This window comes from Apibacter sp. B3706 (genome assembly GCF_011082725.1).
Lineage (GTDB): Bacteria > Bacteroidota > Bacteroidia > Flavobacteriales > Weeksellaceae > Apibacter.
Map to the genome: position 1 here is coordinate 1,861,521 of NZ_CP049715.1, position 25,429 is coordinate 1,886,949.

22 protein-coding genes are annotated in these 25,429 nt (G+C 30.4%); 14 read left to right on the forward strand and 8 right to left on the reverse strand.

The genetic code is table 11. The features are described from left to right. Positions 1–100: 100 nt before the first annotated feature. Both G8C41_RS08125 and G8C41_RS08130 read left to right on the forward strand, forming a co-directional pair. A complete protein-coding gene (locus tag G8C41_RS08125; RefSeq protein ID WP_185116728.1) occupies positions 101–514 on the forward strand; it encodes a DoxX family protein in 414 nt (137 codons plus the stop codon). 56 nt (positions 515–570) lie between these two features. Continuing rightward, positions 571–1,215 (forward strand): carbonic anhydrase, encoded by a 645-nt coding sequence (locus tag G8C41_RS08130; RefSeq protein WP_105296299.1) that lies wholly within the window; start codon positions 571–573, stop codon positions 1,213–1,215. Between the two features lie 144 nt (positions 1,216–1,359). Here G8C41_RS08130 and G8C41_RS08135 read toward each other — a convergent pair whose 3' ends face one another. Further along, entirely contained in the window at positions 1,360–2,634 is a 1,275-nt protein-coding gene (locus G8C41_RS08135; protein ID WP_160568159.1) for a YeiH family protein, read from the reverse strand. A gap of 186 nt (positions 2,635–2,820) precedes the next feature. Between G8C41_RS08135 and lepA the strand changes: the two genes are divergently transcribed. From lepA to G8C41_RS08155, 4 genes are all read left to right on the forward strand, one after another. Next, positions 2,821–4,614: a translation elongation factor 4 gene (gene lepA, locus G8C41_RS08140; RefSeq protein ID WP_166007181.1), complete on the forward strand. Its 1,794-nt coding sequence runs from the start codon at positions 2,821–2,823 to the stop codon at positions 4,612–4,614. 725 nt (positions 4,615–5,339) lie between these two features. Continuing rightward, the gene (locus tag G8C41_RS08145; RefSeq protein ID WP_105296301.1) at positions 5,340–5,942 is read left to right on the forward strand and encodes a Crp/Fnr family transcriptional regulator; all 603 of its coding nucleotides are present in this window, start codon (positions 5,340–5,342) and stop codon (positions 5,940–5,942) included. A gap of 102 nt (positions 5,943–6,044) precedes the next feature. Continuing rightward, positions 6,045–6,443, forward strand: coding sequence for a hypothetical protein (locus G8C41_RS08150; protein ID WP_160568161.1), 399 nt, complete (start codon positions 6,045–6,047; stop codon positions 6,441–6,443). 14 nt (positions 6,444–6,457) lie between these two features. Then, positions 6,458–6,976, forward strand: coding sequence for an acyl-CoA thioesterase (locus tag G8C41_RS08155; RefSeq protein ID WP_166007183.1), 519 nt, complete (start codon positions 6,458–6,460; stop codon positions 6,974–6,976). 2 nt (positions 6,977–6,978) lie between these two features. Here G8C41_RS08155 and G8C41_RS08160 read toward each other — a convergent pair whose 3' ends face one another. Then, entirely contained in the window at positions 6,979–7,773 is a 795-nt protein-coding gene (locus tag G8C41_RS08160; RefSeq protein WP_185152296.1) for a UDP-2,3-diacylglucosamine diphosphatase, read from the reverse strand. Next, positions 7,752–8,195: a 6-pyruvoyl trahydropterin synthase family protein gene (locus tag G8C41_RS08165; protein ID WP_160568163.1), complete on the reverse strand. Its 444-nt coding sequence runs from the start codon at positions 8,193–8,195 to the stop codon at positions 7,752–7,754. Before G8C41_RS08165 ends, G8C41_RS08160 begins: the two co-directional genes overlap by 22 nt. 47 nt (positions 8,196–8,242) lie before the next feature. On the opposite strand from G8C41_RS08165, the gene G8C41_RS08170 reads away from it, so the two are divergent. The 4 genes from G8C41_RS08170 (at position 8,243) to G8C41_RS08185 (ending at position 14,079) form a co-directional block, all read left to right on the forward strand. Continuing rightward, positions 8,243–8,914, forward strand: a complete 672-nt coding sequence (locus tag G8C41_RS08170) for a ComF family protein (protein WP_166007185.1) — start codon at positions 8,243–8,245, stop codon at positions 8,912–8,914. 217 nt (positions 8,915–9,131) lie between these two features. Then, entirely contained in the window at positions 9,132–9,485 is a 354-nt protein-coding gene (locus tag G8C41_RS08175) for a T9SS type A sorting domain-containing protein (protein ID WP_105296307.1), read from the forward strand. Between the two features lie 192 nt (positions 9,486–9,677). Then, positions 9,678–12,083, forward strand: coding sequence for an endopeptidase La (gene lon / locus G8C41_RS08180; RefSeq protein WP_166007187.1), 2,406 nt, complete (start codon positions 9,678–9,680; stop codon positions 12,081–12,083). A 193-nt stretch (positions 12,084–12,276) separates the two neighbouring features. After that, complete coding sequence (locus G8C41_RS08185; protein WP_166007189.1) at positions 12,277–14,079, forward strand: MutS-related protein; 1,803 nt, start codon at positions 12,277–12,279, stop codon at positions 14,077–14,079. A 51-nt stretch (positions 14,080–14,130) separates the two neighbouring features. On the opposite strand, the gene G8C41_RS08190 is transcribed toward G8C41_RS08185, so the two are convergent. The 4 genes from G8C41_RS08190 to G8C41_RS08205 form a co-directional block, all read right to left on the reverse strand. After that, positions 14,131–15,138, reverse strand: a complete 1,008-nt coding sequence (locus G8C41_RS08190; protein WP_166007191.1) for a hypothetical protein — start codon at positions 15,136–15,138, stop codon at positions 14,131–14,133. 30 nt (positions 15,139–15,168) lie between these two features. Next, entirely contained in the window at positions 15,169–15,975 is an 807-nt protein-coding gene (locus G8C41_RS08195) for a hypothetical protein (RefSeq protein WP_105296311.1), read from the reverse strand. 57 nt (positions 15,976–16,032) lie between these two features. Next, a complete protein-coding gene (locus G8C41_RS08200; protein WP_105296312.1) occupies positions 16,033–16,902 on the reverse strand; it encodes a hypothetical protein in 870 nt (289 codons plus the stop codon). 734 nt (positions 16,903–17,636) lie between these two features. Beyond that, positions 17,637–17,831, reverse strand: coding sequence for a hypothetical protein (locus tag G8C41_RS08205; protein WP_105296313.1), 195 nt, complete (start codon positions 17,829–17,831; stop codon positions 17,637–17,639). A gap of 108 nt (positions 17,832–17,939) precedes the next feature. Here G8C41_RS08205 and G8C41_RS08210 point away from each other — a divergent pair, with 108 nt between their 5' ends. The 4 genes from G8C41_RS08210 (at position 17,940) to G8C41_RS08225 (ending at position 24,628) form a co-directional block, all read left to right on the forward strand. After that, positions 17,940–18,629, forward strand: coding sequence for a helix-turn-helix domain-containing protein (locus tag G8C41_RS08210; protein WP_105296314.1), 690 nt, complete (start codon positions 17,940–17,942; stop codon positions 18,627–18,629). 201 nt (positions 18,630–18,830) lie between these two features. Continuing rightward, positions 18,831–19,520, forward strand: a complete 690-nt coding sequence (locus tag G8C41_RS08215) for a helix-turn-helix domain-containing protein (protein WP_160568173.1) — start codon at positions 18,831–18,833, stop codon at positions 19,518–19,520. A gap of 291 nt (positions 19,521–19,811) precedes the next feature. Further along, positions 19,812–22,439: an ATP-dependent chaperone ClpB gene (gene clpB, locus G8C41_RS08220; protein ID WP_166007193.1), complete on the forward strand. Its 2,628-nt coding sequence runs from the start codon at positions 19,812–19,814 to the stop codon at positions 22,437–22,439. A 320-nt stretch (positions 22,440–22,759) separates the two neighbouring features. Beyond that, entirely contained in the window at positions 22,760–24,628 is a 1,869-nt protein-coding gene (locus G8C41_RS08225) for a TolC family protein (RefSeq protein ID WP_166007195.1), read from the forward strand. A gap of 65 nt (positions 24,629–24,693) precedes the next feature. On the opposite strand, the gene G8C41_RS08230 is transcribed toward G8C41_RS08225, so the two are convergent. Further along, positions 24,694–25,278, reverse strand: coding sequence for a riboflavin synthase (locus G8C41_RS08230; protein ID WP_166007197.1), 585 nt, complete (start codon positions 25,276–25,278; stop codon positions 24,694–24,696). Positions 25,279–25,429 lie beyond the last annotated feature (151 nt).

The following is a 25,429-nucleotide window of genomic DNA, read 5'->3' on the forward strand; positions in this document are numbered from 1 at the left end:
TGTAATACATTTTTTACTATAATAAATTTGATTTTATTTACAAAAGATACAGAATTTATGAAATAAAAAATTTATTTTTGATCAAATTTACATTATAATTATGGCTAAAGAATTGAATTCTGATCTTGGAAAACTCCTATTACGTGTTTCAATAGGCGGATTAATGGTCTTCCATGGAATATCTAAATTATATCATGGACACGATTTTATAAAAGGAATGCTTACTTCAAAAAATTTGCCTGAATATCTCTGGCTTGGTGTTCCTTTAGGGGAAGTCTTTGCTCCTATTTGTATCTTATTAGGGGTTTTTACAAGGATTTCATCCCTTTTAGTAGCATTTACTATGCTTATGACTTTTTATTTGGTGCATGGGATGGAAGGTTTTTCACTATCACAAACCGGAGGTTTAAAAGTTGAACTTAACCTATTTTATTTATTAACCTCATTAGCGCTTTTCTTCTTAGGTTCAGGAAAATATAGCGTATATAAAGGAAACAAAGGAATTATGATATAAATGATTTCTTTCAAATTTTTGTTCATTATTTTTTTTACTACTATATTAATCCATACATGAATTTTGAAAAAATATTTGCCCACAATGAAACATGGATAGCAGAAAAGTTATCTATCGATAAGGAGTATTTCCATAAGCTATCAGAAGGACAGAATCCTGAAGTTCTTTATATTGGTTGTTCTGATAGTCGGGTAGCAACAGAAGAGTTACTTGGAGCTAAACCCGGAGAAGTTTTTGTCCATAGAAATTTAGCCAATATGGTTATTAGCACAGATTTTAATGTTCAATCTGTAATAACATATGCTATCGATCATTTAAAAGTTAAACAAATCATTGTTTGTGGACATTATTATTGTGGCGGAGTTAAAGAGGCTATGGAGGCTAAAGACCTGGGACTTTTAAATCCGTGGTTGCGAAATATCAGGGACGTTTATAGAATTCATAAAGATGAATTAAATTTAATTACCGATTCAGAGGAAAAATACAATCGGCTTATTGAATTGAATGTGGAAGAACAATGCATTAATTTAATTAAAACCGCTGCTGTACAAAAAGCTATTATAGAAAGTAATCTAAAGGTTCATGGCTGGATTTTCGACATACGATCCGGAAAATTAATTGACATGAAAATTAATTTCAAAAAGATTCTAAAAGAGATTATGGAAATATATAATCTTTATGAAGGGAAAAGTTTATTTTAATATATGAAAACAAACCAACGGGTCAATTACCTTTCTCTACTAAATTAAAATGTAATTTTATTTCCAATAAAAACATTTATAAAAATAATGGGAGAGTTAACTATTTGCTAATCTCTCCCAAAATAAAAATAATAAAGTAATTGTTTATATTTTAGTCCATTCGATACCAAAAACCAAATAAGCGATAATTAAGGTAAATACAACATTAAAAGTTTGTGCTCCTAAAAATACTAAAGTAGCTTTTCTGTTTTCTTTATTAATTAACGTTTTAAAATTAGTTTCTAATCCTATGGAGGTAAACCCTAAGGCAAACCATAATCCTTGAAATTTCTTCAATACACCAAGAACCGGTTTATATTGCTCAGTTGGAATAACAAATGAGAACAACAAAGAAGCTAAGATAAAACCTATAACAAATTTAGGAAATCGATCCCAAATTACTTTTAGATTAGGTTTATCAGCAAACTCATTCCCTTCTTTTTTAGTATAACTCCAATAAACAGCTATTAAAAAGGCAGCAATACCTAACAATACATTTTGTGAGAACTTAACTATTGTACTAATTTTAAGTGCTTCTTCTCCATAAACGGCTCCGGTTGCAGCAACTGCTCCGGTGGTATCAATTGTTCCACCAATCCATGCACCGGCCATTACTTCTCCTAATCCTAATAATTTAGCTAATGCCGGCATAATGATAATCATAGGTACAGCGACTACTAAAACTAGTGATACTACATAAGATAATTTTTTAGAATCTCCTTTTATTGCCCCTGCCGTTGCTATAGCAGCTGAAACTCCACAAATGGATACCGCACTGGAAAGCATCATAGACATTTCCTTATCTATATTAAATTTTTTGCACAGCCAGAAAGAAAAATACCATACAGAGAAAACTACTACTACCGATTGTATTAATCCCAAAGCACCCGCCTGCATAATATCTTGAAAAATAATGGTTGAGCCTAGAAAGATCAATCCTATTTTCACATACATTTCAGAAGATAAACATCCTTTCATCCACTGCGGAGTACCTATAAAGTTATTAATAACTAATCCTATAAGCAAACAAAATATTACGGTTTCAAATCCCCAATAATTCATTACCGAGTTTCCGCCAATTACCATGGCAACTATAGTAAGAATAAACAGTAAGGGAAACCCTTTTGCTGAACTCATAGGTTTTCCTTGTAACAGATCTGCCAATAGTAATAAAACATAAGAAACAATAAAAATGATAAAAATATTTATAAAATTTTTACCTGTTAAAACATTGGACAATAAATCGTCACCGGTGCTCCATTTAAATGTAGGCCAACTTAGTGTATACCCGAATGAAGAATATAAAATAATACCTAATACTATGACCAATCCACCAATAATTGTGGCTGTCCAATCCTCTGTTAAACTCAGTTTTTTCATTTCTTATTTTTGATGTTCTTTAAAAAAGTTTTTTAGTTTTATTTTAGATCAAAACTCCGCAAATGTAATAATTCCTATCGAAATAATAGGAATTCAACTAAAATTTTTTACCCAGATTCGCAGTTTGTAGCAAATACACCCTTATATTGTTTATAAAAAATGTATTTTTGCACTATTGTAGAAAATATGAAGAACATAAGAAATTTTTGCATTATTGCCCATATAGATCATGGCAAAAGCACTTTAGCAGACAGACTTTTACAACAAACCAAAACTATTTCTGATCGCGAACTGCAAGAACAGACCTTAGATGATATGGACTTAGAACGCGAACGGGGTATTACTATAAAGAGTCATGCTATTCAAATGGAGTATGAATATAAAGGGGAAAAATATGTTTTGAATTTGATCGATACTCCCGGGCATGTTGATTTTTCTTATGAAGTTTCTCGTTCTATTGCTGCCTGTGAAGGTGCCTTATTAATTGTTGATGCAGCACAAAGTATTCAGGCACAAACCATATCCAATCTTTATTTAGCGTTAGAACACGACTTGGAAATTATTCCAGTTTTAAATAAAATTGACCTACCTTCTGCAAATCCTGAAGAAGTTACCGATGAAATTGTAAATCTTCTCGGTTGCAAACCTGAAGACGTTTTACGCGCCAGTGGAAAGACCGGAGCGGGGGTTGAAGAATTGTTGGAGCAAATTGTGGAAAGAATCCCGGCACCATCCGGAGATCCTAATGCTCCATTACAAGCCTTGATTTTTGATTCTGTTTTTAATCCTTTTCGAGGAATAGAGGCCTTTTTCAAGGTTGCAAACGGCAGCATATCTAAAGGTCAAAAAGTGAAATTTATGGCTACCGGTAAGAGCTATGATGCCGATGAAATAGGAACTTTAAAACTAAATCAAGTTCCAAAAAATGTTATACATTGCGGTGATGTGGGATATATTATAAGTGGTATTAAAGAAGCTCGTGAAGTTAAGGTAGGTGACACCATCACATCGGTTGAACGCCCTGCATCTGAAGCTATTGCCGGATTTGAAGAAGTAAAACCAATGGTGTTTGCCGGAATATATCCGGTGGACACAGAAGAATATGAATTGTTGCGCTCTGCATTGGAAAAGCTTCAACTTAATGATGCTTCTCTTGTTTTTGAACCGGAATCATCCGCTGCTTTAGGATTTGGCTTCCGTTGCGGATTTTTAGGTATGCTTCACATGGAAATCATTCAAGAGCGTTTGGAACGAGAATTTAAAATGACTGTAGTTACTACCGTTCCCAATGTATCTTATAATGCCTATTTAAATAAGGATCCTGAAAAAGCGATTGTAGTACATAATCCTTCGGAACTTCCGGAACCTACGTCTTTAAATCGTGTGGAAGAACCTTATATCAAAGCTTCAATCATCACCAAATCAGATTTTATTGGTTCTGTAATGAACCTTTGTATTGATAAAAGGGGCGAACTGACTAACCAATCGTATTTAACTACAGACCGAGTAGAGCTATTTTTTGAAATGCCTTTAGCTGAGGTGGTTTTTGACTTTTATGATAGACTCAAAACTATTTCCAAGGGATACGCTTCTTTTGATTATTCACCTTGCGGAATGAGAACTTCCAAGCTGGTAAAAGTTGACATCCTTATAAATGGTGAACCTGTGGATGCTTTATCTGCTTTGATTCATCAAGATAATGCCTATACTATAGGTAAAAAAATGTGTGAAAAGTTAAAAGAATTAATTCCAAGACAACAATTTGACATTCCTATTCAAGCAGCACTTGGTGCTAAGATTATCGCTAGAGAAACTATTAAAGCTTTACGAAAAGACGTTACTGCCAAATGTTACGGAGGGGATATATCTCGTAAAAGAAAATTACTGGAAAAACAAAAAGAAGGTAAGAAACGAATGCGACAAATTGGTCGAGTGGAAGTCCCGCAATCTGCATTTTTAGCGGTATTGAAACTGGATTAAAATTGTTTACTATTGAAAGATTATAGGCTATAATTTATGCTTATTGTATTTTTTTATAGGAGTATCATATTACGATAATTGATTGGATTATTGATTTATTTACCTTCTATAATTATTTTGTACCTTAATAAGTTATAGTATATATACTTGCATATATTTTTTCTAGAAGGTAAACACATTTATTTCCTAGCTGTTATCTTTTTTATATAAATTAAACTTCTAATTATTATTATTTTATATTCATTATTTAGTACTTTTATCTATAAAAATAATTTGAACACTACTTTTTATGTTTTTATATCTATTTAAACATTTATTAAAGTTATATTCTAAGAGTTTTTAAATAATTTATATAGTATTTATAATCTAATTATATTTAATTTTTATGTAAAATTCGAATTCCATTAAATTTTAAATAGACAAACAAATTGTTTATTATTTTTGCATAATTTTTTTATAGATTAATTTTCGTAACCAATCCTAATAATATACTACAAATAGTAAAAAGGGATTCAGTGTTCTTTACCATTTAATACAGTTAAGACAATGTATTTATAAAATTTTAACATCGGTTATATTATTGTTTTCTATCTCTATTAAAAAAATAGTGAGGAGAATTCTTACCAAGTAGCATAATTTCATAAATAACATTCTTACAATTAAATGGATATTGTATTACATATTTTAAAAATTTTTACATAGCGATTTAAAAACTCTTATATACTATGATTTTTGAAAAAATATTGGAAGAAATAAACGATGTAGTGCCTATTTCCAGAGAGGAAAAAGAGTATCTAAAGTCTATTTTAAAATTTAAAAAGTTAAACAAAAGAGATTCTCTTTTGCATCAAGAAGAGGTTGAAGATAATTATTATTATGTACTTTCCGGTTGTTTACGAAGTTATATTAACGACAAAAAAGGATTGGAGCAGGTTCTTCAATTTTCATCTAAAGGTTGGTGGATTGCAGATAATGAAAGTATTATATACAATCAACCTGCTAAATTCAATATTGTTGCAGATTTAGATACTGAAATACTTATTTTATCTAAAAAAGCAAAAGAAGAATCCGTTAAAAGGTTTCCAAAATTAGAACTTTATTATAATGAAAGTTTAATCCGTTCTGTAATTTTCTTACGTAATCGTTTATATGAAATATTAAGTTTATCTGCAGAAGAACGGTATAGAAATTTTTGTATTATGTTTCCTGAATTAAAAAATTCAATATCTCAAAAACATATCGCCTCATACATTGGTATTACTCCTGAATTTTTTAGCGCTATGAAAAAAAAATTAAAAGACAAGCAAACATGCGTTGAGGAATTTTAATTATATATTCTTAAGTTATTTAAATTTGTGAAAATATATTTCAGCTTTAAAAAAGGAGATAAAGATAGTTGATAAATAATGTATTTATTTTAAATTTACTTTATGGACCTAATAAAATATTGCATACTATTATTACAAGAAACCAATCAAGTTACTTTACCTTCTTTTGGAAAATTTGAATTAAAATTTAATTCGGTGAGAGAGGATCAGGAAACTAATCAACTACTCCCCCCCTCCTATTCCCTTTCTTTTACTCAGCAACATAACCTCAATGATATCGCTTTAGCCAGTGTAATTGCTGAATTGAATTCAATAGATGTTAAGAGAGCTAAAGATTTTGTTTATCAGACAATTAAGGAGTGGAAAAAAAATTTAAAATCGGAAACATATTTAACCATTGAAAATTTAGGAACATTTACAGCTGAAAAAGAAAAAATTATTTTCAGTTTGAGTGAAAAGAGTTTTGTTACTTACAAAAATTTTGGTCTACTTCCTCTATAATTGAATTGAAATTCATGAAAGCTAAAACTCCCTCTGATTCAAGAACCATAATGACCACCATTGTGCTAACGAATGAAACCAATGCTTATAATAATATGTTTGGTGGGGATTTACTTTCTTTAATGGATCGAGCATGTGCCATAGCCGCTCAAAGACATGCGGAAGCTAAAGTTGTGACTGCTTCTGTTAATCATGTTTCCTTTTCAACACCTATTCCATTAGGAAGCACCGTAGAAGTCATAGCTAAGGTTTCTAGAGCTTTTGGATCTTCTATGGAAGTATTTGTCGATATATGGGTGGATGATGCAATAAATCATACAAAGACCAAATCCAATGAAGGGATATATACTTTTGTAGCTTTAGATGAATTTATGAAACCTAAAAAAATACCTGACTTAGTACCTGAAACTGAAGAAGAAATAGTTAGATATAACTCAGCCCTTCACAGAAGGGAATTATCTTTGCTGCTATCCGGAAGAATTACACCGTCAGAAGCTGTTGAATTAAGAAAAATATTTACGATGGATAAATAAAATTAAACTGTTTCTGTAAAAGTCTGTAAATGCAAATGATCTCCATCGAAAACGGCATAGGTATAATACGAAATCCAATCCCCTAAATTTACATAGTGGCTGTTTTTATCTTCACCAATTAATAAATCCATAGGTAAATGACGATGCCCGTAAATAAAGTAATCATAATGTTTTTCATTCAATTTTTCTTTAGAAAAGACAATCAGCCATTCATTATCTTCCCCTAAGAATTTAATATCTTCCTCCCCGCTAATTAATTTATTTTTTCTTGATAAATAAGTACCTAAGGCTATTCCTACATCCGGATGCAACCATCTGAAAAACCATCGAGCAACAGGATTCGTAAAAAGTTTTTTCATTCTTTTATACCCTCGATCTCCCGGTCCCAATCCATCTCCATGAGCAATAAAAAAACTTTTGTTGTTGATGATAAATGTTTGTTCCTCATTAAAAACTGTTATTGCTAATTCTTTTTGAAGATAATCTCTCATCCATAAATCATGATTTCCGGTAAAAAAATATATTTTAACCCCTGAATCTGAAAGTTCAGCTAATTTTCCTAATATTCGAACAAATCCTTTGGGTACAACGGTTTTATATTCATGCCAAAAATCAAATAAATCCCCTAATAGGAATAATACTTGAACATCAGGTTTAATTTGTTCTAAAAATTTTACGAAAATCTTTTCTCTTTTTCTGGATGAAACTTCATCAGGTGCTCCTAAATGCTGATCTGAGGCAAAATAAACTTTTTTGCCTGCCATAAGATTAATTTCTATTGGTCTTCCCTTATCCATTCACCATATGACGTTTCGGTTTCATATAATTTAAGCTTCGCTAATAAAATATTTTCAGGAAGCTCTGATTGTATCTTTTCGGCAAAATCCATCAACATATTCTCACATGTGGGCTGATAATTCATAAAAATAACTTTATGCCCTTGATTTTGCAATTGCTCTCCTAATTGTTTATGTTCTGTTTGAGCGTTTAAAATAATGGCATGATCTAAAGGATTTATAATTAATTTTTTTACAATAGATTTTAACTCTCCAAAATCCATAACCATTCCATTTTTAACATGGTGAATATCATTACACGGCTCTCCTTTTACAGTAACATACAATTTATAAGAATGCCCATGAATGTTTTTACATTTACCATCATATCCCCACAGAGCATGTGCTGTTTCAAATGTAAATATTTTAGTCAGCCTTATCACAATAAATAAATTTGTTTATATTACGCAAAGATAATTGAAAAATACTCATGTGGCAAGAAATACTCTCTACCCTGTTTCCTAATAGATGTATTGGTTGTGAAACAATTATTTCTTCATCACAACACTATGTATGCGAAAGGTGTAAAGCTCATTTACCTTTTACTTATATTCCTTTTGACAACGCAAATTCAATTCACAGCCAACTTAACAATTCTGCGAAAATAGAATTTACATCTTCCTTATTATTTTTCTCAAAAGAAAATATTACACAACAATTAATTCATCATTTAAAATATAAAAATAAACCGGAAATCGGTTCATGGTTAGCTGAGATTTGGTTTATGCAAAATGAGAACAATCCTTGTTTAAAAGAAGTAAAAACCATTGTTCCGGTCCCTATTCATTCGAAAAGATATAAAAAAAGAAACTATAATCAAATTTTGCTCTGTTGCAAAAAATTAGCAACTTTAATGAATTGCAATTTCGACGAGCATGTTCTCCGACGAATTTCTCATACGAAATCTCAAACCCAGTCCAACAGAGAAGAACGTATAAAGAAAATGGAAAACGCTTTTATAAGAAATTCAAATTGTTCGAATCACTATCTATTGGTTGATGATGTCTTAACAACGGGTGCTACCTTAATTGCATGCACTCAAGAACTGTTAAAAACCAATGATTCTCAAGTAAGTATATTTACTTTGGCAACAACAATATAAATATAAAATATAGAATAATTCAGAAAAAAGCCCTTAAGACAAAACTATTGAAGATAAGATAATTGAATATTATCTTTATTCCCAAATAAAAATAAAAATAATTTAATGAAAAGTTGTAAAGAATATTTTTTTTTTATAATTTTATACATTAATTTTAAGTACATAAAACTATCATTTTATCAAGGAAATTTTCATAATTTTTAGATATAAATTGCTTATGAAGAAATTTTTATTTTTTATTACGTTGCTTTTTTCAATTAACCTGGTTACTGCAAAAGATTTTCCGGCTAATATTTTAATGAACTTTTATTTACAAGAGCAACCTTATACTAAATCAAAATTATATCCTAACCCGGCAGTAAATTTTATACTTGTTAAGAATTCAAGTTCTTATAAAATCGATAATATTTCTGTTTTATCCATGGTCGGTACCAATTTAATCGATAAAGATATAATTGACTCCAATCTTAATCAGGAAATTAATATTTCAAAACTTCCTACAGGAAGATATTTTGTTAAAGTTACTTATTCCGATGGAAGCAGAGAAATTCTAACCCTTATCAAGTTATAATTCTAAGCTTTATTAGCAATTATAGTAATTTTTTATTTGGCATATTAATTGACCTTAGTACACGTACAAACTTTGGAGGATACGGCATTTCTAATTAATAATCAATACTATACCCATTTAAGATTTAAAAAAAGCAGTTTTCTTTTTTTAGATATCTGAAAGTTTGTCATTAAATCTTTAATACGAAACATTATGAAGTTTGACATATTGTCATTAGATCAAGTTATGCAAAATGATAGTGAATTTATTCCTTTATTAAGCCAGGATGAAGAAGATAAAATGATGAATGAAACTTTTCCTACAGTTTTACCCTTACTTCCGGTAAAAAATGTAGTTTTATTTCCCGGGGTTGTTATACCAATTACTGCCGGAAGAAATAAATCCATCAATTTATTACAAGATGCTCAACAAAACGATAAGATAATAGCAGTCATTACACAAAAAGATGTAAATGCAGATAATCCGACTATAAATGATATGTACTCAGTAGGTACTATAGGTAAAATATTAAAATTACTTAAAATGCCTGATGGAAGTACCATGGTAATTATTCAGGGGATACGTAAATTTTCTATTAATAATATACTTGAGGAGGAGCCTTATTTAAAAGCAGAAATTACATTATTGGAAGACAAAAGAAAGGTTTCCAATAAAAATAAAGAACATTTTAATGTTTTATTGGAAAGCCTTCGTGAAACAGCCATTAAAATTATTAATGAAAATCCGGCTATCCCTTCAGACGCTTCTTTTGCTATTAAAAATATTGAAGGCAGCTCCTTGTTGGTAAATTTTGTTGCTTCCAATCTTGATTTGCCGTTAGTAAAAAAGCAGGAATTACTGGAAGTTAATAGTTTGTTAGATCGTGCTTCCAAAACGTTAAAGTACCTGAACGTTGAGCTTCAAAAAATATCTTTAAAAAATTCCATTCAGGATAAGGTTAACTCTGACCTCAGCAAACAACAACGTGAATATTTCCTACACCAGCAAATGAAAACCATTCAGGAAGAGTTGGGAGGCGTTTCTTATGAAGCTGAAGTTCAAGAAATGAAAGAAAAAGCTTCGAAAAAAAAATGGAGCAAGTCTATAAATGAACACTTTGAAAAAGAACTTAATCGCTTAGTTCGCATGAACCCGCAAACACCCGATTATGGTGTTCAAAGGAATTATTTAGAATTAATGTTGGATTTGCCTTGGGAAAAATATTCTAAGGATAATTTTGATATTAATCATGCCGAAAGAGTTTTAAATAAAGACCATTTTGGTTTAGAAGATGTTAAGGAACGAATCTTAGAGTATCTCGCAGTCCTAAAACTTAAAGGAGATATGAAATCTCCCATCATTTGTTTATACGGTCCTCCCGGAGTCGGTAAAACTTCATTGGGTAAATCCATTGCTTCTGCTTTAGGAAGAAAATACGTTCGTATATCATTGGGAGGGTTGCATGATGAATCGGAAATTAGAGGACATCGTAAAACTTATATTGGGGCTATGCCGGGGAGAATTATTCAATCCATAAAAAAGGTTGGAACATCTAATCCCGTTATTGTTTTAGACGAAATAGACAAAATTAGCACCAGTGGACACGGTGACCCGTCATCTGCTTTACTTGAAGTTTTAGACCCCGAACAAAACAGTACTTTCCATGATAATTTCCTGGATGTAGATTACGACTTATCTAAAGTATTGTTTATTGCTACCGCCAACAATTTAGCCACCATACAACCGGCGTTGTTGGACAGAATGGAAATTATTGATATTTCCGGATATACTATTGAGGAAAAAGTAGAAATAGCTAATAAATATCTTTTACCAAAGCAAATCCTCGAACATGGACTTACCAAAAAAGATATTTCAATAAGTAAGAAAGAATTGGAATTTATTATCCAAGCATATACTCGAGAATCCGGTGTTAGAGGCTTAGAAAGGAAGATATCAAAAATTGTAAGGAATATTGCTTTACAAATTGCTCGCAATACTGAATACAATAAAAAATTGAGTCAAAATAAAATTATCGAAATCTTAGGTCCGCCTATGATGCCTGAAATGTCTGAAACTAATAAAGTTCCAGGAGTTGTTACAGGATTAGCCTGGACTCAAGTAGGAGGAGATATTCTTTTTATTGAAAGTATTCTTTCTAAAGGCAAAGGAAACTTAAGCATGACCGGAAATTTAGGTAATGTAATGAAAGAATCGGCTACTATTGCTTTGGAATACATAAAATCTAATTATAAAGAATTCGGTATCGATCCGCAAAAAATTGAAGAAAGTAATATACACATTCACGTTCCTGAAGGTGCAACCCCTAAAGACGGACCATCTGCCGGTATAGCTATGCTTACTTCTCTTGTTTCCTCTTTTACCGGTAAAAAGGTTAAGTCTAAATGGGCAATGACCGGTGAAATTACGTTACGGGGAAAAGTTCTTCCGGTAGGCGGCATTAAAGAAAAAATATTAGCTGCGAAACGGGCCGGTATAACCGATGTTATATTATGTGAAGAGAATAGAAAAGATATTGAAAAAATCAATCCCGATTATATTAAAGGCTTAAAAATACATTATGTAACTCAAATGTCTGAAGTGATTGATTTAGCTCTATAATAAAATTATAATAATTATAAGCCTGATTTTCATCAGGCTTTTTTATTTCTAATTATAATATATTTAAAATGCTACATTTATCAAATAATAAAATTTAATTTTTTTTGCTTACTGTTAAAATTTGAAAGTAAAGTACTATTAGATATATATAGACTTTAAAATTAGCTATTTTATTTTGTTTACCTTTGATATCATGAAAATAAAAGATATTGAACATTCATACCGTTCTCTTATTAATAAAGAGATTTCAACGGTACAATCACTTAAAAAAAAGATATTTATTATTGCTGCTTTAAGATTATCAGTAGTTCTTATTGCTGCTTTACTTTGTATTTTTACTTGGAAAAACAGCTACCTTACCGGCGGTATCATCTTTGTATCTTTTTCAATATTTATCTTGTTATTAAAGTTACATCAAAAACTGTTTTATAAAAAAAATTATTCAGATTCATTAATAACTTTAGCAGAAAATGAATGTAAAGCTCTTAATTACGATTTTTCATCTTTTGATGGAGGCCCAGAATATATCTCGACTGAACACAGCTTCAGCTACGATTTAGATTTATTTGGAGATCGATCGCTTTTTCAGGCTATTAATCGAACATGCACCTATCAAGGTAAAAAATTTCTTGCCTATCTGTTCCTTACTCCCTATTTAGACAAAAAAACAATTGTGGAAAATCAGGAAAGCATCCAAGAATTAACTTCAAAACAAGGTTGGGTAAACCATTTCCGAGTTTTAGGGTCTTTAAACGGAAAATTAGAAAATAAAGAAAATTTTGATTCAAATACATTTCCGGAAACATTTTTATTGCATAAAAATAAATTCTGGGAAATAATGATAAATATTATTCCCTGCTTGTATTTAATCTTACTTGTACTTACAGCTTTTAATTGGGTATCTGCATTATATTTTATTCCTTTATGGATCATAACTTATGCAATTAATGCCTTTGCGAGTAAGCATGTAAATAATATAGTAAATAACATAGATAAAAAAACAGATGTTTTAAACACCTATACCTCACTTTTTAATGCCATAGAAGAGCAAAACTTTGATAGTTATTTGTTAGAAAAAAATCGTAAAATCCTTATCAAGAAAACTTCTGCATCAAAAGCTATCTATAAATTGAATAGATATTGTTCTCAATTAAATATGAGTATGGCTTATCCGATGATTTTATTTTTCAATCCGGTCTTATGTTGGAGTGTACGTTATGCTATTAAGATAGAAAAATGGTTAGATATCTATAAAAAGTATCTACCGAATTGGTTTGATTCTCTTTCTCATTTTGATGCTTGGTGCTCCCTGTCAACATATGCATATACTCACCCGGGATATTCATATCCTAAAATAAATACTGAACATTTTATATTTGATGGGAAAGAATTGGGCCACCCTCTACTTAACCGTTCCTCTTGTGTAACCAATGATGTTAAAATTTCAAAAGAAAATTATTTTTTAGTAATAACGGGAGCTAATATGGCAGGTAAAAGTACGTATTTAAGAACTATAGGGGTTAACCACGTGTTAGCCTGTATTGGTGCTCCGGTATACGCTAAGTCATTAGAAATATTCCCTGGAAATTTGGTAACTAATTTAAGAACTACAGATTCCTTAGTTGATCATGAATCTTATTTTTTCTCTGAATTAAAACGATTGAAAATGATTATTGATAGACTTCATTCCGGAGAACATTTATTTATCATTTTAGACGAAATTTTAAAAGGTACCAACTCTGAAGATAAGCAAAAAGGATCTTTAGCGCTTATGAAACAACTTATTTCGTTAAAAGGAAATGGCATTATTGCTACACATGATTTAGTACTAGGCAACTTGGAAGCAAATTATCCCGAAAATATAAAGAACTATCGTTTTGAAGCAGAAATTGCTCAGGATGAATTAGTGTTTGATTATAAATTAAAAGAAGGTGTAGCTCAAAATATGAATGCCACTTTTTTAATGAGAAAAATGGGAATTACTGGTATTGAATAAAAAAATACCTGCCTATTCGGCAGGTATTTATATAGTTAAATTTACATTTTCTTAAAAAGAATTTTCATCAATATCTAAACGAATAGCAAAGAAATAAACTCCTACTTCAAGATTGCCACCATTATTACCTGAACCACGTAATGCTGATCTGGTTTCCAATACTTGATCACCATTTAAACTGGTACTAAAAGTTAATGCAATTTCATGCTCATATCCCGGATCACCCGGTCTTAGTTTTTTACCTGGATTTAATGGATCGTCAGATTTAATTACAGCTATATAATTGACATATGGAGTGGTATATCCTTGGCTTTTTGCTTCAGGATAAGTTCCTACCACAGTCATTGCATATTTTGAAGGGTTTCCACCTAGTCCGTTACTTGCTAAATACCAATTTAAATTGTAGCCACCACCATTACAATTATTTTCAGGAAGGGCTCCATCAATTAGACAAGGTTTACGCTTATCACGTAGATGATTATTATCTACGGGTAAAGTGGTAAGATCATCTAAATCATGCAAATAGGTCCAAAACAAATTACCTCTATCATCCCCATTATTATAAACCATATATTTAGCCATAATCATCCAAATGCCCGGAGTTAATTTTAAACCTTGTCCGGTTATGGAAATTTCTCTATGGTCATTTGCGTTTCTTTTGAAGGGAACGCTCATATTAAAATCTTTCCTAAGTTCTGCTTGTTTTATGGTGAAAGGTTTGGGAACCCAGTTAACTATTCCCGTATTATCCTGAAACATAAGCATACTTCCTTTTCCTTCCGATTGATCACTGATACGGATTCCATTCGTTGATCCATCCGTTTTAATATGAACTTTAGCCGTTGGTGCTATGGTTCCTACTCCTAAATTTCCGTTATTATCAACTATTACATCATCGGACGTATTTGAAGATCCGTTGGTATCTCCCTTTGCATCTACATGAAAAGGTCCTTGCGGGTTAGTTGTATTTACTCCAACTGACGGAGCTGTTTGTGCAAAAGATTTAGTAAAACCTACACCTCCCGCTATAATTATATATAATAAAAATAATTTTTTCATATAATAAATTTAAAATTCATATGTATTAATTTAATTGTCTAAAAGTTCTGCATCTAATCGAACGGCGTAGAAATAAGATCCTTGAAAGTCGTCATTTGTTGTAGTATATGCGAATTCTTTATTACTTGTACTTCCAAATACTCTATATTCAAAAGTTTGTCCTTTAGGTATATTAACAAGAGCTGCTAATTGTGGCGTCCCAACTTTAGCTCCCGCTTGTTCTACCGGTATCCCCAAAATAGTATTATAAACTTTATCGCTAACTAATGGGTGCTTAGTAACATTTTTTAAATATATCCATACATTATTTCGAGGTTTTAAATCGTCGTTAACATGTTGGGTAGCTTTAACTACAAATTTAGAAAGAATCAACCATCTTCCTTGGGTAAGATGTAAAGGTTTTACTGTTAAATCTATAGCACTTTCATCTTGTGGCAACTGTATACCACTTCCAATTTCTCCGTTTTGAATATATGGTCTGGCAGGAGCTATCCATTGGGCATTTCCGAGTGAATCTGTACTAACTAATATATTATTATTAACTTGAGTTCCATCTTCTAATCGTATGTTCCCATTAACATCTAAGCCCGTATCCGGATTAACTTTTCCAACACCTAAATGACCATAGAGCTTTGCAGTCGGATCTGAGGCATTATTTGTACCGGGTTTGAAAATTACATCATCTGATGTATTTACTGGGACAGATATATTCCCATTATCTTTTTTAGCATCTATATGAAAAATAGCTTTAGGATTATCTGTGTTAACTCCTACTTGTGATAAACTAATTCCAATTGCTAATACACAAAAATTTATTGATAATATTATTTTTTTCATGACATGATTTTAAATATAAAAATTATAAGAATAATAAAGATCTTAATTTCACCCTCATTAATTAAAACTATCTATACGAATAGCTCTAAAATATGGTTTACCGGTGGTAAATGAATCATAATCACCATCTACAAATACTACTGTATTATGCCATATACTGGTACTTGCATAGGCACTAACTGTCATAGTTTGTCCCGTATCAACTTTTACGACATGAGTTAACTGAGGTGTACAAGCACAAGCTCCATCGCGTTCCGTAGCAAAACCAACAGTGGTTAATACAGCTTTTTTGAAGTCTGGCTCATTTTCATTATATAGTAACGTCCAAATATATTGATCAAAGCCATTTTCCTTTCCACAAAATTCTTGAAAATTAGATCCATTTCCTCTTGTTGTACGGGTGGTGTATTTAAGCTGAATCAGCCATGTACCTTCAGTCAGCTCTAATGACTTATCTGAAATTTTTACAGCAGGTTTTTTTCCGGCAGGTAAACTTGGATCACCGGGAATAATTGGATTGGAATCTATCAAATTAGGGGCTGTAGTTGAAGTTGCATCAAGTCTTGTATGAATTTGAATGATTGAACCTTCTCTTAGTTCCGGCATAGGTCTGGTAGAGACTACAAAATTACCATCTGCATCAGATGCAATAATTTTTCCTTTATCTATAGATCCCGGAGGAGTTACCCGCAATCCTTTACCTTTAGTACCTATAATTTCTAGCTTTGATTTAGGAGTTCGAGTACCTATACCCACATTTCCATTTGCATCTACAATAAAGTCATCTTGACTTAAATCTTTATTGGTTCCATTAATATGGAAAACTCCTTGAGGATCTTCCGTATTAATTCCCACTCTTTGGCTTTGAGAGAAAGAACAAACGGAAATCACTCCGAGTAATGAACATAATAAAATTCTCTTTTTCATAATGAATTATTAATTAACTTATTAACACTTAATTGATTTTCTATTTTTTTTATTTTAAAAAATCTATTCTATTTTTAATGATCTCCTCTCTTATTTCATTATAAAAATTTTATTGCTACAATGGCATTAAAAATAGATGAACACTTAATTTTTTAAATTTTAAAACACTTAAACACTAACTTTATGGCGGTAAAGATAAACAAAAAAAAATTACAATCATAAAGTTTATATAACATTAATTGCCTTTATCTTCTTACATTATCTCAAGGCTCCTAAACAAGATTTATAACATATAATGTTGGTTATTTTTATTTTTTCAGAATAAATTAGCCATCCATTTATATATATAAAACATTTATATAATTTCAATAAATTCTTGAACTATTAATTTAAAAAATCAATATTCTTATTTAAAATTAATTTAGCAACAATAAAGTTTACCTTTAAAAATATATAGATCAATAATTTTTAAATTTTACAGGATTAATTAGATACAGAGTATTTAAGCCAAGAAATTTAACTAGTATCATTAATTTTTTAAAATAGGAATTTTATTTTAAACTGCAGGTTATGATTTAAATTATGATCAACAATGAAATATTTTGTATTAAGATTATTATAATCATTTATTTAATAAGGCAACTCTCAATGAAGATAGTAATTTTCATTAATTCATAAGGAATAACTCTTATCCTTTTCATAGTGAAAAATTCAGATTTAAGAAATTAAGTTGATTAGCCTGAAATTTTCTTATGGTACTCTTTTATAAACCTTTCCCTATTACTAATTATTGCTTTTAACGCTTCTATTGCATCCATCTTTTCTCGTGAAAAACGAGCTCTTACATTTTCAGGGGTTATATTTAATAATTTCGATGCCAAAATATAATCTCCCACTTCAATTTTTCTTTTTATTTGTTCTACTGTCATAACAATAATGTATTTTTTGATATCTTTGTTTTATCTCAACACAAATATATATACATTTTGTTTATTTTAAAATTATTTTACACAAAATGTATATTTTTTATATTGAACATGGATAAAACTATCATTCTAAACGAAATTAAAAAATACTATGGTTTTACTAAAGATTCTCAATTAGTGAAACATTTAGGCATAACCTCACAAATATTGTATAATTGGAAAAGAAGGAATTCGTTCAATATTAAACTTATTTATACAAAATGTGAAATTTTTAATTATGAATGGTTGTTAACCGGAAAAGGTCCTATGTTGAAAAAAGATAATATCGGACAATCTAATATTATTTCAATAGCAGAAGAATCTGGATATAGTTCCTATAAAGGCAAAAAAAATCATATCCCTTTATATAATATAGATCGAAATGGTGGATTGAAAAATATATTTAGCAAAAAACATCATCAAGAAAATATTATAGATTTTATAAAAATGCCGGATCTGGCTGATTGCGACGGTGCTGCTTATGTAAAAGGGAATTCCATGTTACCAACTATACAAAATGGAGACATAATTATTTTTAAAACTATTTCTCTTAAAGACCTGTTTTGGGGTGAGCTTTATTTAATTGAGATATGTATGAATGATGATTCTTATTATATGTTAATTAAATATATTCAAAAATCTGAAAAAGGAGAACAATTTATTAAACTATTAGGACAAGACAACACAAACGCACCTCAAGATATTCCGGTTTCTAAAATTAATGCTATGGCTCTAATACGCGGAAGTATTCGAACCTTTTAAATTTTTATTTCATCAATTACTAATTCTTATCTCCTATATAATTTATATTATTCTATTCTTTATATTGTTTTTACGGTAATAATATAACATTGTTGTGACAATATAATAATTTTTAGTATATTTGTCTAATTATCAAATAGATATATAAACATACTGTTTATATAAAATTTATTTGAGTTTTAATTTTTATAACTACAATCTATGGAAAAAACTACCATATTGAATAAAATAAAGTTATTTTATGGATTCAAAAAAGATTCTGAATTAGCCAGATATCTTGGTATTTCTCCCCAAACCTTTTCGAATTGGAAAAAAAGAAACAGCTATGATTCTTTATTGATCCATACCAAATGTCCCGAAATAAATTTAGAATGGCTTCTCACTTATGAAGGCCCCATGTTAAAATCCCCAATTTTAGATAAAGATTTTCCAATGTCTGTATTGGAGGACCCCATGTTTAAATTACAAGAAAAAAATAATACCCATATCCCTCTTTATAATTTAGATTCTAATGGTGGATTAAAAAATATTGTTCATAAAAAATCAGAAAATACATTCATTTCAGGTTTTTTAAAAATACCTAATTTATCAGACTGTGATGGAGCTATTTATATAAAAGGAGAATCTATGCTTCCTCTTTTAAAAAATGGTGATATTGTTATTTTTAAAAATGCATCCATAGATAATATATTTTGGGGAGAATTATATATAATTGAAATTGCCTTATCTGAAGATTCCAATCATACCTTTGTTAGACACATCCAAAAATCCAGTTTAGGTAACGATTACATAAAATTAGTCAGCGCTAATTCTATGTTTGAATCTAAAGATGTTTCTTTAGATTCCATAAATGCTATCGGCATGATACGTGCAAGTATCCGATATCATTAAATATTACATAAAATCTATAATTTATTTATATCATATTATACATCTGTAATTTTTTAAATTATATATGAATTTCATGTAATTTATTTTAAAGATGTAGTAATCAAAAAGACAATCCAATCTTTTAATGAGCAAACAACCATGACATTGTGTCATTAATTTTAGTTACAACAATACAAAATAATGTCATATTGTCTCGTTTTATTCATTTATTCCCTTACATATTGATTATAAAAACCTATCCATGATTTTGGTTTATATTTTGCTGAGAAAAAATGTAAGAGATTAAATAAAATGGATTTTAATAAATTAACCATCAAATCACAAGAAGCCTTGCAACAATCTCAAGTGATTGCACAAGGATTAGAAAATCAGGCTATTGAACCTGCACACCTACTTAAAGCTTTATTGGAAAGCGAAGCCAGTGTGATTACTTTCATATTGAAAAAACAAAACTCAAATTTAGCATATATTAACTCCGAACTTGATTCTATACTAAATTCTTTACCTAAAGTTAGCGGCGGACAAATTTATTTGTCCCAAAATTCTAATAAAGCTTTAAATGAAGCCCAATTAGAATCAACTAAGATGAAAGATGAATTTATAAGTTTAGAGCATATTTTCTTAGGACTGCTTTCCGTAAACGACAAAACCTCGCAACTATTAAAAAATCAAGGGGTCACCAAAGAAGGCGTAATTAAAGCGATCGAAGAAATCAGAAAAGGAGAACGAGTAACTTCTCAATCTGCAGAAGATACCTATAATTCATTAAACAAGTATGCCAAAAACCTTAATGAATTAGCTCAAAACGGTAAACTAGACCCTGTAATAGGAAGAGATGACGAAATCAGAAGAGTTTTGCAAATTCTTTCTCGAAGAACAAAAAACAATCCCATATTAATTGGAGAGCCCGGTGTCGGAAAAACTGCAATTGCCGAAGGAATCGCTCATAGAATCATTAACGGGGATGTTCCTGAAAATTTAAAGGATAAAACTATTTTTTCTTTAGATATGGGAGCTTTAATTGCAGGAGCAAAATATAAGGGTGAATTTGAAGAACGTCTAAAAGCAGTAGTTAAAGAAGTAACCGCTTCTAACGGAAATATTATTTTATTTATTGATGAAATTCACACATTAGTTGGTGCCGGAGGAGGAGAAGGAGCCATGGATGCTGCGAACATTTTAAAACCGGCATTGGCACGTGGCGAACTTCGTTCAATTGGAGCAACAACATTAAATGAATATCAAAAATATTTTGAAAAGGACAAAGCGTTGGAAAGACGTTTTCAAAAGGTGATGGTTGAAGAACCCGATGTGGATGATGCCATAGCTATATTACGTGGAATTAGAGAAAAGTATGAAGCCCATCACAAAGTACGTATTAAAGATGAAGCCGTAATTGCATCAGTTGAACTTTCCAATCGTTATATTTCCGACCGATTTTTACCGGACAAAGCCATAGACTTAATGGATGAAGCATCGGCAAAACTTCGTATGGAAATGAATTCCAAGCCTGAAGAACTGGATGCCTTAGACCGTAAAAAAATGCAGCTTGAAATTGAATTAGAGGCGGTTAAACGAGAAGCGGAAAGTCCTACTTCCAATGAAAGCATTAAACAAGCTAATGAGAAAAGGTTAGAAAATGTTAAAGAAGAATTAGCACAACTTAATGAAAAAAGAAATGAGCTAAGCGCTTCCTGGAAAGCAGAAAAAGAAAGAGCGGATAAAGTTCAAGAAATCCGTAAAAATATTGAAGAATTTAAGATTGAAGCTGAAAAAGCAGAAAGATCCGGTGATTATGGTAAAGTTGCTGAATTACGTTACGGAAAAATAAAAGAACAAGAGGCTGAACTTGCTAAAGCTGAAGCCGAACTTTCTGATGATCGACCTAAATTAATCAAGGAAGAAGTTGATTCTGAAGACATTGCTGATGTAGTAGCCAAATGGACCGGTATTCCGGTTACTAAACTGGTACAAAGTGAACGAGAAAAGTTATTAAATCTGGAATCTGTTCTTCACAAAAGGGTTGTCGGACAAGAAGAAGCAATTGAAGCAGTAGCAGATGCTATACGCAGAAACCGCGCGGGATTAAACGATGAAAGAAAGCCTATCGGATCATTCTTATTCTTAGGAACAACAGGTGTCGGTAAAACCGAATTAGCAAAAGCCTTAGCCGAATTTTTATTTGATGATGAAAATTCAATGACCCGAATTGACATGAGTGAATATCAAGAAAAACATTCTGTTAGCAGATTGGTAGGTGCGCCTCCGGGATATGTGGGTTACGATGAGGGTGGTCAGTTAACCGAAGCCGTTAGAAGAAGACCTTATTCTGTTATCTTATTGGATGAAATCGAAAAAGCTCATCCGGATGTTTTTAATATTTTATTACAAGTATTGGATGATGGTAGGCTTACAGATAATAAAGGAAGAACCGTTAATTTTAAAAATGCGATTATAGTTATGACATCCAATTTGGGATCTCATTTAATTCAAGAAAATTTTGAAAAACTGGAAGGAAATAATTACAAAGAAATTTTAGAATTGACCAAAGAGCAGGTTATGGGACTGTTAAGGAAAACCCTTCGTCCTGAGTTTTTAAACCGTATCGATGAAACTATTGTATTTAAGCCTTTAAATAAGAATGAAATAAGAAGTATAATAGATATCCAGTTAGATTCTCTTAATAAAATATTAGATAAAAAAGGAATTCGCATGAGCATGACCGATGAGGCTAAAGATTATATAATGAGCAAAGGCTATGATCCTACTTTTGGCGCAAGACCTTTAAAAAGATTGATTCAACATGAAATTTTAAATCAATTATCTAAGGAAATTTTAGGTGGAAAAATTAATGACAATGATACCATCGTTGCAGATTATTTTCCTGAAACCGGTCTAGTTTTTAGAAAAGAAAATTAATAAGAATACATAAATCATAATACATTATAAAATTAAAAACAGGGTATAATAATTTATACCCTGTTTTTGTTTCAATTAATAAAAGCACTTCATATTATTTTTATTTTATATTTACTTCTTATATTTAGTATTCAACACTTACTATCTTAATTAATAATACATAAATTTAAAGATGATGATATCATTTAGAATTAATTAGTTTATTATCATATTTGACGATAGATCTATAATTAAAACCTGATAAAAAATGTTTTTAGATAAGTTTGTAACAAAATAAATAATTATTCTACTTATAATACTGAAAATTCATTTACATAAGAATGAAACTAAACAACAGTATAATCGCTTTTTTCATAGTCGGATTTATTTCAGCGCAAAAAGTATGGTCTTTCAATGATTGTTTATCTTACGCCAGAGAAAACAATTTGCAAGTACTTGCTTCTAAACTAAATGAACAAGTTCAAGAAAGTAATTTAAAAATTGCTAAAAAAGAAAAACTACCCGATCTTAAAGGTACTATAACTAACGGTATAACTTTTGGTCCATTGGCTACACAAAAGGTCACCCAAGATGGTGTAACAGATTTTGCCATTGACTCCTATTATAAATATACAGAAGGATATCAGAACAATCTTGCTCTTGAATCCTCCATGATACTTTATAACAACAGACGTTTACGATTAACCGAGGAAAAAAACTCTTTTTTGGTTCAACAAAATCAATATACCACTGAAAAAATCAAAAATGATATCTCACTACAATTAGTAGGAAATTATTTAACCGTTCTATTGAATAAAGAGCTTTTAGGAGTTCAATTAAATTCCATGGATACTCAAGCAAAAGATAAAGACAGGAATGAAAAATTATATAATGCCGGTAGTATACCTTTAAGCACTTTATATGAATCAAAATCCAATCTTGCGAATGCTAAACAAACGTATGAAAATGCTAAAATTGAAGTAGATCGTTCACTAATGGTTTTAGCCATGTTACTTCAAAAAGATTATCGAGACTTTCAGATAGAGGATGTTAAAGTTTCCGATGATATAGGAATGCCTCTTATCAATTTGGATGATATCATCAATTATGCTTTTAATAATCAACCGGTTATTAAATCTGCCGAATTAGGGGTTGAATCAGCAAAGAAAGATATTGATATTGCTAAAACCGCTTTTTACCCTTCAATTACCGGCGGATATAAAGTAAGTACTTTTTATCAGGATTATTTCGATCGTTCCAGTAAATCTATAGACGACCAATGGTATGACAATCACTCTCAAATGGTATCTGTAGGGGTTAACATTCCCATATTTAGTAAAGGAACAAATAAAATAAAAGTTCAACAATCTCGAATTAATCAATTGATTCAAGAAAACCAGCTCGACCAAGAAAAATTAAATTTAAAGCAAAATATACAAACTTCTTATTTTGACGTAAATTCTGCTTATCAAACATTTACCTCTGCAAAAGAATTGGTAGAATCCACCGAATTATCTTATGAATTTGCACAAAAGAGTTTCACTGCAGGAAAAATTAATATATACGATTTAAATACTGCAAGAAATAATTATTTCAACGCATTATCTCAAATGCTTCAAGCTAAATATTCATTTTTATTCAGATTAAAAATTCTTGATTTCTATATTGGTAAACCGTTAGAAATATCTTCTGATGAAAATACTAATTATAATAATTTAACTCCTGGTAAAGAAACGGTACAGGCAATAAATGATTTAACTTCAACTGATGTGGAAATTAAAAAACCGGAAGTTATAAAATCAAATAATATTATTCAGGAAAGAAAAAATGCAAATCTTTCAACCCCAAAAACAACCGTTATAAAACCTGAAAATATTAGCAATGCTAAACCTAAGCCTTCTGTAAAATCTAAAGATGAAGTAAAAACTAGTACCGTTCCTGTTACGGCTCCTGTTAAAAATAATAATGCATCTCAACCCATAAAAACAGAAACGGTGAATAGTAAAAATATTCCGGTTAAATCATCAAATGAAAATTCGACAGTAAAACCATCAACTAAAAATGATGCTGATGCTAAACGGGAAGCATTAATTAAAGAAAGAAGATTAAAATATAGTCAAGGCGCCAAACCTAAATTCCAGAATGATGCTCAAAGAGAAGCCTTAATTAAGGAAAGACGAGCTAAGCTGAGTAAAGGAATATATGACTAACTACTATGAAATAAAAAGACCTTTGCCAATTGGTAAAGGTCTTTTATTTTGAATTAAGTTTTTTTTTACTTATATAAACCATACAATTTCTGTATATACTTACCAATAATATCAAATTCTAAATTTACTTTATCTCCAATTTTCAGATATTTAAAATTTGTATGATCCCATGTATACGGAATAATTGCAACTGAAAACTCATTATCCTTACTATCTACCACCGTTAAACTCACTCCATTCACAGTGATTGAACCTTTTTCCACGGTGATTTGTTTATCTGCATAGGTAAAAGTTAATAAAAAACTTCCTTCTTGATTTTCTATCGATTTCAATTCCCCTACTTGATCTACATGTCCCTGTACAATATGTCCGTCTAATCTATCTGATACTTTAACACATCTTTCCAGATTAATATGATCACCAATGGTAAGAGTTGAAAAATGAGTTTTTTTTAATGTTTCAGCAATAGCTGTTACCGTATAAAATTCCGGATTTATATCTACAACTGTTAGACATGTTCCATTATGAGCTATACTTTGATCTATTTTTAATTCATCAATAAATGAAGCAGATATTGATATGGAGAGATTTTCATCTATTTTTTCCATATTAACTATCTTTCCCATTTCTTCTACAATACCTGTAAACATATTCAATTTTTATTCAAAAGTACCATTTTATAATTTTTTTTAAATAGTCTATTGGCAATATTTAAACTCTCTAATATTTTGTTTTTAATTTATAATTATTGTTGATTTATAAATTAAAAAGCTTTATTTAATATAGCAATATTTCTATTTT